The sequence below is a fragment of the Providencia sp. wls1922 genome (genome assembly GCF_009706505.1).
Taxonomy (GTDB): domain Bacteria; phylum Pseudomonadota; class Gammaproteobacteria; order Enterobacterales; family Enterobacteriaceae; genus Providencia; species Providencia lanzhouensis.
The window spans coordinates 18,001-27,985 of sequence record NZ_WLUG01000066.1 but is presented as its reverse complement, the minus strand read 5'-3'; the positions used below and the strand labels follow the sequence as shown (position 1 = coordinate 27,985).

Here is a 9,985-nt window from a genome sequence, read left to right as displayed (position 1 = left end):
CGACAAGCGTCAACCGTCACGGCATCCCCGATTGCTTTTAATTTATCAAACGATTTAACCAGCTCATCGACTGTCGTGACCAAAGACTCTCGAACCATATTTTCCGGTACATTTACTTGTACCAATAATGGATTACTCCCCAATGTCGTAGGTATTGCCTCACCATTTCAAGGTCGAAAAGCGACCGTGGGATTTAATGGGGGTAAGCAATTAGTCGAAGTCACCGTCACCCAATTAGAAAAAAATAATGTGTCAAACTTGTCCCCCGGCACCCACAATGCCAATGAACTCAATGTAAATTTCACCATGCAATTTACCCTAGTGACCGTCAAACCAAGCTCGAACTATATTGAAATTGCAGGAAGCACCGCAACCATTAACCCCGTTGTTTTTGCTTCGGATGCATCTACTTTAGGTCTTGTACAATGGCTTCTTGATGCGGTGGCTAGGCTCTTAGCATTTTTACTGGGATTTGTATGGACAACTCAGCCTGATGATATCTATTTACAACCCGTTCAAGTGACTTATAGCCCTATTACCACCACCTGTAATTTTTCAAACCAAGGTTTAGTGGTGACTCTGCCTCCCGTCAGCATCAGTACCGTCAAATCAGCAACGCGCGCAGGTTACACCCCCTTTAATCTCAACTTCACTTGCAGTGATTTTCTTGCGGGAGGCAACGCATCAAGGGATATCAGTATTTTCTTATCCAGCAGCAGCTTACTCCCAGCAGATAAAACCACCATGAATAACACCGCCAGCCAAGGCGCTGCCGGTGTAGGTTTTAGACTCGTTATGGCGAGTAATCCTAATACGCCTATCACTCTATCCAATAGCGTGTCAGCACAAAGTACCGCAACGTCTATTTTCACTGTGGCAAAAGGAAGTCCCATTTCCCCATCATTTACCCTCAACATGGGAGCTTACTATTACCCTTATACCCCTGCCATCGTGACGCAAGGCCCTGTATCCAGCACCGCAACTGTGGTCATGTCATACAATTAGAAGGATGAGAAATGCAGTATATTCAAGGAATTATTTACGGTTTAATATTGCTTCTTCTTAGCTCACAAACGCACGCGAGCTTAATGCTCAAAAAAACGCGTCTGATTTACTTAAGCGACCAAAAATCTGCCAATATTCAAGCCGTTAATGACAGTGAACATGCAAGCTTAGTCCAGAGTTGGATTGATGAGGGCAATATCCATTCCACCCCTGAAACGACAGAGGCACCGTTTATTGTAACCCCCCCGGTGACCAAAATCGCCGCTCATGATGGTACGCAATTACGGATTCGATTTATTGGTGGGGATTTACCACAAGATAGAGAATCCGTTTTTTACCTGAATGTACTTGATATTTCACCAAAACCTCAAAATAAAGAAGGAATGAATATTATCCAGCTGGCGCTACAAATTCGTATCAAAGTTTTTTATCGACCTGCAGCGCTTGCCAATGGCATAGAGTCGTTTATCAATAACGTGAGTGCGTTGCATTCCGAGAGTCAGCTTTCAATTAAAAATCCCACGCCTTATTTTTTGAATATTTCACAGCTCTATTATGAAAATAACCAAAATACCCCCATCGCGAAAAGCATTATGATCCCACCATATTCAACCGAAAAGCTAGAAGGAAGTCATCGGCAAAATGGCAAACTTATTGCAGTGTATATCAATGATCAAGGTAGCTTAGTCACCCATGCTTTAAGCGTAAATTAGATAACCGAACCTATCTGGCTCGGTTATTCATTTTTAAATATGGATTGTATAAAAACAGTAACGCAGCATAAATTCAGCAATCAAAGCACAAACGCAACCCACCACAAGAACATATTGGCTACGCCCAATCAGAACGCCCTGTGCCTCGTCTTTAATTCGGTAAAATGCCCCTATGCCGATAGCAACAATGGCAATAAACCCAACCACCCAACTGGCTAAACGCAGTGACCAAATTTGTTGATAAGCATTAATTGAATCAATGGGAAAAGTGACGGATTCATTGGTGTAAGCGGTTTCCAGCAAATAGTTTTCGTAGAATGGTTGATAAATCAAACGAACCACTAAGCTCACGCCCACCACCATCAATAATGCGAGCGCCCTATTTTGACCTTTATCTTTCAGGAAGAAGCTAACCAATAAATAGTACCCTGCCGCCCCTAGGGTCAACATCGCCCCATAAAACATCAGGTAGGTATTGTCATTCATCCACACTAACATGGAGGTATAACGGTAAATCGATCCCATCGCATACACATCACACAGCCCCGCGATAATCGCCAGCCCCAGTAACCCATAGGACAGGCGTTTTTTAAACCACATCCACAAAAAAGTGAGGCCCAAGAACGTAAAGTAAGTTGCCGTAAAAACCACTTCACGACTGAGCCAAGAGGAGAAAATGTTTAATAACGAATTAGGCGCATTAAGTGGCACTCCCAAGTGTGTAATGGAGGAGAGCAACCCCACTCCCGCTAGCACACAAGCGATAAATAAATAGCGCAGCAGAAAGCTCGAAGGAATATTTCCACCCAGAGTCGTCGCCAATCTTTTTGCACAAATCCCCAGCATCACGCTTAGCCCGATAGAGGCTTGCATCAACAAGGTAAATATCAATAGTGGCCATTCATTCATTTTTTCGCTCCTTGGATCACGGTATGACGCCCCGCTCCTTGGTGCGGGTGGATCACTAAATTAGGGTGAGTAATGGATGAGTCTGGCAGCCCTTTCACATCCGCTTGCGAACCAAACCGTTCGCGCAGCTCATCAATGGGACCAAACTGAATCGCACCGAGTGGGCACGTCGCCACACACACGGGAGTCTGCCCTTGCAGTTGTAAATCAATACAGAAATCGCACTTGGACATTTGTTTGGTTTCAGGATTCATCTGCGGTGCACCATATGGACACGACCACGCGCAAGTTCCGCACCCCACGCATTTATCCGTATTCACCATCACGATGCCATCCCCTTCACGCTTATGCATTGCCGTGGTTGGGCAGTTTTTCACGCACATTGGGTCAGCACAATGGTTACACGAAATAGACAAGGTATAGGCGAACACATTGTTCTCCCAGCTACCGCAGCCATTTTCGATAAATTCCCCACCCGTAATTTCGTAAACTCGACGAAATTTACGTCCAACTTCGAGATTGTTTTTATCTTTGCAGGACACCTGACACGCTTTACACCCTGAGCAGCGTGCCGAATCAATATAAAACCCGAGTTGTTTGTCGCTCACTGCGGGATAAACGTGGAATTTACTCATGCTTTTGCTACCTCCACCAATAAGGTTTGATGGGCATTACCGTGCGCCATTGCCGTACTGCGCGCTGACGTTAAAACGTTGGCACATCCCCCTTGATCGACACCATTTTTATCTGGCTGCCACCAGGCTCCCGCTTGTAGTGCCACCACTCCTGGCATGATCCGCGAGGTAATTTTGACGGGTACCATCGTAACCCCTCGATCGTTATGCACTTTCACGCGATCGTCCTCCGTAATCTGGCGGTGCTTCGCGTCGATCGGATTGATCCACAACTCTTGGCGCTGCACCTCTTGTAACCACGGGTTCGCAAATTGAGTGGAATTCGCGCGGTTGCGCCCTTTCCATGTAATCAATTGCAGCGGATATTGCTGCGTTAGAGCATCTTCAGGGCCTTCAATCGCAGGCACATAATGAGAGAGTGCGGGAATATCGCGGTCATTACGGTCATATAGACGTTTCGAAAAAATCTCGATTTTGCCCGATGGGGTTTCAAACGGGTTATTGGCTAAATCTTTAATATTTTTCTCAAATGCCACATGCCCCGTGTGGGGTTTATGTTTCAAAAGATGGCGGCGTTTAACCAGCAATTCATCAAAGGTGGGAATTCCATCTTCAGGACGTTTTTCATGAGCATCATTGACCAGATGTTCAATCCACTGCTTTTCCGTGCGCCCTTCACTGAATTTTTCACCCACACCCAATTTGTTTGCCACATCACAGAGCCATTCATAATCACTGCGGCGCTCAAATTCAGGTTCCACGACCTTTTCAGACAGAATAATGTAGTTCCCTGTACCCCATGTCCCGCCGACATTCCAGCGTTCTAAAAAGCTGGTTTCAGGCAGTAAGATGTCGGCATATTTGGCGCTTGGCGTCATATACAAATCACTGTAGACGATAAACTCAACCTTATTTTCATCCTCCAGCACTTTGGCGGCATGGCGAATATCGGGGTTCTGGTTCGTCATGTAATTTCCCGCAAGGGAAAAAATCATTTTGATTTCGGTATCCAGTTTTTCTGCATTTTTTAAGCCGTTATCCGGTGTGACTAGGCTGGCATCCTCACAGGCTTGTACCCAGTTAGTAATATTAATTTTCGCTTTAACAGGGTTTTCAAATAGGCTGGGACCCGCCAGTGTTTTACGAAGATCAGGCGTCACGGCCATGCCATAACCAGCAGCCCAACCCCCTTTCACACCGACGTTTCCCGTAATGGTTGCCAGCAATGTCGCACCACGCGCAGAGCGTTCTCCACAAATATGACGCTGAGGTCCCCACCCTTGCATCAAGGCAGCGGGTTTGGTTGTGGCATATTCACGTGCCAGTTGGCGAATGGTTTGCGCAGGCACTTTGGTGATGGGTTCCGCCCACTCAGGGGTCTTCACCACACCATCTTTTTTTCCCATCAAATAGGCGACTAAGGATTCATTCTCCGGTACACCATCAGGCATTTGGTGCTCATCAAAGCCAACGGTGTAGGTATCGATAAATACCTGATCATGCAGACCTTCGCTAATGATCACGTACATCATGGCATCCATCATGGCGTTATCGGTGGTAGGCAAAATCGGGATCCACTGATCCGCTAACGAAGACGCGGTATCGGAGTAGCGCGGATCCACCACAATAAATTTGGTGCCATTTTTCTTCATTTTTTGGAAGTAATGGTTGGTATGCCCGAAAATAGTCTCATTTGGGTTATGTCCCCATAAAATCACCAGCGGAGTCTCTTCCAATGTGTCTAACGTACTGCCACTCGCCGAGGTGCCATAAGTGTAGGGCGTCACTGCCATAGTGTTGCCGTTACTGACAGAGTGGTAATTTTCGAGAAATCCCCCCGTCAAATTAAACAGGCGGCGTAACATATTCGCCCCTGAAAAAATGCCGCCCGTCACCCCAGTACTTAGGCTGACAAATCGCGATGCAGGACCATATTGCTGGTTAATTCGCTGCATATTTTCAGCGATAAGCGTGGTGGCTTCTTCCCAGCTAATTCGTTCGAAATGCCCTTCACCGCGTTTGCCTACTCGCTTCATTGGGTATTTTAAGCGGTTCGGATGGTAGACAAATTTGCGATAGCTGCGTCCGCGCACACAAGCACGCATAATCGGCATCTCTTCATCAAGATCCCCGTCAGGACGTGTACTGATGCGCGTAACAACACCCTGCTTAACGTGGGCGCGAATATCACATTTTCCGCCGCAGTCAAAACTGCTGCATGTGGAAACCACTCGCTCACCGTCATTCGGTAAGGTGGTCGTAGGGATAATATTGGAGTTTTCTGGTGTTGAAGCGACCGTGTTCGTGGCAATAAATGGGACAGCCATGAGTGCAGAGCTGCCTTGAATAAACCGACGACGGGTCAATGGTTCAATCAGATGTTCACTCTGATCATTATAATTTTTCATGATAACTCTACCTCTGGCGTACATTAGGTTGCCGCGATAGCGTAAACATTTCCCACTGAGCCAACTTTTGAAAAACCGCCAAAGGCATTGGAATTTCAGCCAACCGCGTGAAACATGTGGTTATATCAATAAATTTTGCCTATATTCAGAAAATAATTCGTTATGTTTGAATTTCAGCCAATAAACGACGGTAACCAAAATTACAATGAGAAATATTCCACTGAGTACCATTGATAGTGTCGCTCGGGATGTTATCGCACTCGCGACAGATTACTTACCCAACGTGCTGTTGGATTCTCATAAGCATCGCCGCGCTCAATTCTTATATGGGGCAACGGGGCTAATTGAGGTGAGTACTGAAGATGGTGAGTGGGTTATTCCCCCCGACAGCGGCGTGTGGATCCCTGAGAATACAGCCCATGAAACACGGATGCTGAATGTCAGCACTCGCAGTTTATATATCGAACCTGCGGCTGCGCCCCGCCAAGGCAATCGATGCGAAGTTTTGCGCGTCACGCCTTTACTTCGCCAATTGCTATTAGAAGCGGTTGATGTGCCACTGGAATATGATCTTAACGGACGAGATGGCTCATTGATGCAGCTGATCCTCCATGAAGTGGCGCGCGCCGAGCCACTACCATTCTTTGCCCCGATCCCGCGAGATGAAAGCCTCGCAGCCTTGTGCCGCGAATTTTTAAAATCACCGCAAATTACCTCGCTTCCCCAAGAGTGGGCTGCAAAACTGCACAAAAGCGACCGCTCATTTAGCCGCTTTTTTGGGGCGCAAACGGGTTTGTCATTTTCAGATTGGCGACAACAAGCCTGTTTACTGAGTGCCATTAGCCAAATTTCAGCAGGTAAATCGATCACTGAAGTGGCGTTTGATCTTGGTTACAACAATGTGGGTTCGTTCTCAACCATGTTTAAGAAATGGCTCGGACAAACCCCATCGAGTTTTATTCAGCGTATTGAATCCTAACCTTAATCCAAGGTGGCAATCAGCCATGCAGAACCACGATAGTCACCCGCTTGGGCATTTTCCCCTTGCAGGTGGCTACTGATTTCGAACTCCTTCAGGCTGTGAATCTCCGCTTTGATCTCTTTACCGGATTCCCCCGTTTCAAGATCAGTGATCACCAAATCGCTGTAGATCGTATCGTTCGCCTCATTTTTCATCGGTAAGCGCTTTTGAGGGTCATCATCCTGCGTGTAATCCAAGCGTAACCGTACTTTAGTTGCCGATTGGAAGAGGCAACTGTAGGTGACTTGACCGCTAGCACGGTTGTCATAGTACAAGCTGTTTAACTGCCCATGGCGTAAATTTAATATCCCTTGCTCCCCGCTGCTAGTACTGGATGTGCATTTTGCACCGATATTAATTTGCGAAGCCGCCAAGCGTAATGGCACAGAAGATTCGTGAAGCGGCCAGCTATCATAAGGTGGCGCCACTTTTGGATTGGTAAATGCACGCACGTAACCCGCTAATGGCATTTCACTAATAATCAACTGCCCATCGATAATTTGCTCTTTGATATAAAACGTCATGATGATAGGAAAATGGTTATTAAATCGAGGAACCTCAAATTGTGTATCTGCATAAGACATTGAGCACACACCGGAGCTGCGGTTCGTCCATTCCATCATGTCGGATTGCACCGTCATCACGAGGTTGGCGTTCAACCGATACGCTTTGAGTCCTGCAATCGAAAACCCCGTTTCAGGCACATACATGAATAATCGATGAAACGCATTTGCTGGCAGAATTTGCGTGCTTGTACTTCCCCAGCGGCGCCCGACACACTTCACCATACCGGTCGGTTCCGCAAGGTTACTATCTACCACAAAAGGCTCTCCAACTTGATAATAATTTTGACCGTCAGATCCCCTATCAGGGTGATCCGCCAGCGTGCTGCTGTTATTCACGCGTATGGTATAGCCCGTATTAGGATCGATAATTTGTGCCGCATAATCTGCATGAGCCATCATCGCTGACAGTATTCCTCCGACTAAACAACCTGCCCGCGCTATGGATTTAATTGTCAACATATTGCTGTTCCCATTAGTGATAAGTGACTGAGATCATCATGGCCGACGTAAATCTTCCTGCGGGTAATTGGCTTAGTGGTCGAGTGTTCACCAACTTTGCTTGAAGATTAATACGGTGCTCCGTCGCGCTGATAGGTTGTGGTGTAATAGTTTGTATTTGATTGAGCTCTAAAGGAAATGTTAGTCCATCCGTGATATCAAAAAAATCGATCCCCAACCCTTTTGCGCTGGTGGATAAGATTTGGCGACCTTGGTACTCTTCCGTTCCATAACCTTTTGGGTTGAGTAACACCGACAACGTTTTTCTCCCTGAGCACCCACTGATATACACCGGAAAATCTTTGGTCAACGAAACCCCTGGCGCGCCATTAATTTCAACCACCCCAAAATTAATTTGCAGTGGTGAATCGTTATTTTCACTACGTACGTGGCAAGCAGGATCGACCATTGTCGCCACGACATCCACAAACACATCCCCATTAACCACCGGTGAGATAAATATCAGAAAACCCCACCAATACTTCCTGATTTTATTGATTTGCTTCACTATTTATACTCCACGGAAAATGTAGCCCAACCGGAGAAATTCCCTGTGCCAACGTAACCATAAGGAGGTTTGCGCGCTACCACACCAAAGGACAAAGATTGCTCATCATTCACCACTGCAACGCTGCCCACATCGATAGGCTCATCCCAATCAATGAGTTTATCTTTACTATCCATGATCCCCAGTACCACGCCGCTATCACCTTGAGTGATAAGGTAGTTATCCCCATCAATATTCACTAGCTGCGTTCCATGCCACGTTATCTTGATGAGCTTTCCCAGCTCCGCACGCTGGCAATGGTCAATTTCAATGGAAAACGGCGTGATAACGCTGGTCTCCCCCAGATTAAGAGACTCCATACGTAAATTTTCTAATTGAATCTCTTTTTTGACGGAACCTGCACTCACTTTGCAGGATAAATGCACTAACTCTCCGCTAAATTCCACATCCAGAAATTGCGCATTAGCTTGAGTCGAAAAGCTCCAGAAAAGGGGCGCTAGCAGCCACCAAAACAGGGTTACCTTACTCATAACTCACCTCCAGTCGCAGTGGATGCGCACTCTCAATCACAGAAGGAAGCTGAACGGGGTTATTTCCATCAATAAGTGCCACGGGGTAACGCACTGTTTCTTCCCCCGTTAACATATCCACCACGAGCAAAATTGCCGGTGTTTTTGCTCCATGTTTATTTTCACTGAATGCAACTCCTGCGCCGCAATGGGTCAACGTCAGCGTTTTCCCTACCGTTAAACCACACGGGGCATTGAATAGCGTGGCATTCACCAAAAACCAGCCCGCCTGTGAAGATTCATAATGGGATTCAGTGGGTGGCACGCTGCCTAGAAATTCCTCTCCTTGCCCCCAAGCACTTACGGTCATTGTGATAATCCCGATAGCTAACCGGATAATATTCATCCTCATTCTCCCCTTTTATGCCTTGGTTCTATTACTGTTCCCCGGAGACTGTGCAGGTGTCTCCTTGGCAACGAAATACCAGTGTTGGCTTGCCGCCATAGTCATTGATGTAAGTGAGATAAGGGGTGGTCAGCGTGTGGCTGTTAATCTCGAATGTGGATTTAGGGGCGACCATAACAACCTCGAAGCTGCTCTCTTCCGACTGTTTCTTGCTATTCCCCACCCCAATCACCGTTAAGTTAAACGGCGTGGTGTTATTCAAACGGTAGCCTTTGGCCGTTTTTTGCAACGTAATGTTGTGCGCCCATTTGGTTTGAGAAGCTTCGAGGATTTTTTCAGGGCGATAGAACAATTTGACGCGGGATTGCAACGCAATTTGCAGTGTATTTTCTTCCGTGGATTTCGGCGGAACTTCACGCAAATTGAAATAGAAAACGGACTCTCTATCATCGGGTAATTGGCTTAATAATGGCGTTTTGCTCAAGCGCACTAGGCTGTGGCTATTGGCTTCTATCCGCTGTAATGGTGGCGTGGCAAGGATCGCGCCTTGAGTGAGTTTTTTACCTTGAAGGTCTTCAATCCAACTTTGCGCTAAATAGGCTTCTTCGGGATTATCATTCGCGATGCGCACGTTAATAGAATTTTCATTACCCGGAAAAACAATTCTCGTTCTATCCAGAGTCACCGCGCCATAAGAGGCTTGTGGTATTCCAATAAGCCCGCTTATCAATGCTGCAAAAATAGGTTTAAAATTCAACATAATCAACCTCATAGATTAAAGAGAATAAAAATTTCGTTATTTTTGAC

11 protein-coding genes are annotated in these 9,985 nt (G+C 46.4%); 3 read left to right on the top strand and 8 right to left on the bottom strand.

All coding sequences use genetic code 11. The features are described 5' to 3' along the window. Both GKR71_RS06440 and GKR71_RS06435 read left to right on the top strand, forming a co-directional pair. Positions 1-1,005, top strand: a 1,005-nt coding sequence (locus GKR71_RS06440; protein ID WP_154634068.1) for a fimbrial protein, incomplete at its 5' end; no start/stop codon positions are given. An 11-nt stretch (positions 1,006-1,016) separates the two neighbouring features. After that, entirely contained in the window at positions 1,017-1,718 is a 702-nt protein-coding gene (locus tag GKR71_RS06435; protein ID WP_108479321.1) for a fimbrial biogenesis chaperone, read from the top strand. A gap of 33 nt (positions 1,719-1,751) precedes the next feature. On the opposite strand, the gene GKR71_RS06430 is transcribed toward GKR71_RS06435, so the two are convergent. The 3 genes from GKR71_RS06430 to GKR71_RS06420 are packed head-to-tail and all read right to left on the bottom strand — an operon-like array spanning position 1,752 to position 5,670. Then, a complete protein-coding gene (locus GKR71_RS06430) occupies positions 1,752-2,627 on the bottom strand; it encodes a dimethyl sulfoxide reductase anchor subunit family protein (RefSeq protein ID WP_036955178.1) in 876 nt (291 codons plus the stop codon). Beyond that, positions 2,624-3,262, bottom strand: a complete 639-nt coding sequence (locus GKR71_RS06425) for a DMSO/selenate family reductase complex B subunit (RefSeq protein ID WP_036955182.1) — start codon at positions 3,260-3,262, stop codon at positions 2,624-2,626. The genes GKR71_RS06430 and GKR71_RS06425 overlap by 4 nt, the downstream gene beginning before the upstream one ends. Beyond that, positions 3,259-5,670, bottom strand: a complete 2,412-nt coding sequence (locus GKR71_RS06420; protein WP_154599642.1) for a DMSO/selenate family reductase complex A subunit — start codon at positions 5,668-5,670, stop codon at positions 3,259-3,261. The genes GKR71_RS06425 and GKR71_RS06420 overlap by 4 nt, the downstream gene beginning before the upstream one ends. 205 nt (positions 5,671-5,875) lie before the next feature. On the opposite strand from GKR71_RS06420, the gene GKR71_RS06415 reads away from it, so the two are divergent. Then, positions 5,876-6,649 (top strand): AraC family transcriptional regulator, encoded by a 774-nt coding sequence (locus GKR71_RS06415; protein WP_036955189.1) that lies wholly within the window; start codon positions 5,876-5,878, stop codon positions 6,647-6,649. Between the two features lie 2 nt (positions 6,650-6,651). Here the strand turns inward: GKR71_RS06415 and GKR71_RS06410 are convergent, their stop codons facing one another. Genes GKR71_RS06410 through GKR71_RS06390 form a run of 5 tightly spaced genes read right to left on the bottom strand, consistent with a single transcriptional unit; the run spans position 6,652 to position 9,938 of the window. Then, positions 6,652-7,716, bottom strand: coding sequence for an adhesin (locus GKR71_RS06410; RefSeq protein WP_154599643.1), 1,065 nt, complete (start codon positions 7,714-7,716; stop codon positions 6,652-6,654). A 13-nt stretch (positions 7,717-7,729) separates the two neighbouring features. Continuing rightward, positions 7,730-8,263: a fimbrial protein gene (locus tag GKR71_RS06405; RefSeq protein ID WP_036955195.1), complete on the bottom strand. Its 534-nt coding sequence runs from the start codon at positions 8,261-8,263 to the stop codon at positions 7,730-7,732. Continuing rightward, entirely contained in the window at positions 8,263-8,793 is a 531-nt protein-coding gene (locus GKR71_RS06400) for a fimbrial protein (protein ID WP_154634067.1), read from the bottom strand. The genes GKR71_RS06405 and GKR71_RS06400 overlap by 1 nt, the downstream gene beginning before the upstream one ends. Then, positions 8,786-9,178, bottom strand: coding sequence for a hypothetical protein (locus tag GKR71_RS06395; RefSeq protein ID WP_036955200.1), 393 nt, complete (start codon positions 9,176-9,178; stop codon positions 8,786-8,788). Before GKR71_RS06395 ends, GKR71_RS06400 begins: the two co-directional genes overlap by 8 nt. A gap of 31 nt (positions 9,179-9,209) precedes the next feature. Then, positions 9,210-9,938, bottom strand: coding sequence for a fimbria/pilus periplasmic chaperone (locus GKR71_RS06390; RefSeq protein ID WP_154599646.1), 729 nt, complete (start codon positions 9,936-9,938; stop codon positions 9,210-9,212). Positions 9,939-9,985 lie beyond the last annotated feature (47 nt).

Bases quoted from the DNA above. Each gene is read 5' to 3' on its own strand.
- GKR71_RS06415 (WP_036955189.1), top strand. From the start codon at position 5,876: ATGAGAAATATTCCACTGAGTACCATTGATAGTGTCGCTCGGGATGTT.
- GKR71_RS06410 (WP_154599643.1), bottom strand. From the start codon at position 7,716: ATGTTGACAATTAAATCCATAGCGCGGGCAGGTTGTTTAGTCGGAGGA.
- GKR71_RS06430 (WP_036955178.1), bottom strand. From the start codon at position 2,627: ATGAATGAATGGCCACTATTGATATTTACCTTGTTGATGCAAGCCTCT.
- GKR71_RS06425 (WP_036955182.1), bottom strand. From the start codon at position 3,262: ATGAGTAAATTCCACGTTTATCCCGCAGTGAGCGACAAACAACTCGGG.
- GKR71_RS06395 (WP_036955200.1), bottom strand. From the start codon at position 9,178: ATGAATATTATCCGGTTAGCTATCGGGATTATCACAATGACCGTAAGT.
- GKR71_RS06390 (WP_154599646.1), bottom strand. From the start codon at position 9,938: ATGTTGAATTTTAAACCTATTTTTGCAGCATTGATAAGCGGGCTTATT.
- GKR71_RS06435 (WP_108479321.1), top strand. From the start codon at position 1,017: ATGCAGTATATTCAAGGAATTATTTACGGTTTAATATTGCTTCTTCTT.
- GKR71_RS06420 (WP_154599642.1), bottom strand. From the start codon at position 5,670: ATGAAAAATTATAATGATCAGAGTGAACATCTGATTGAACCATTGACC.
- GKR71_RS06400 (WP_154634067.1), bottom strand. From the start codon at position 8,793: ATGAGTAAGGTAACCCTGTTTTGGTGGCTGCTAGCGCCCCTTTTCTGG.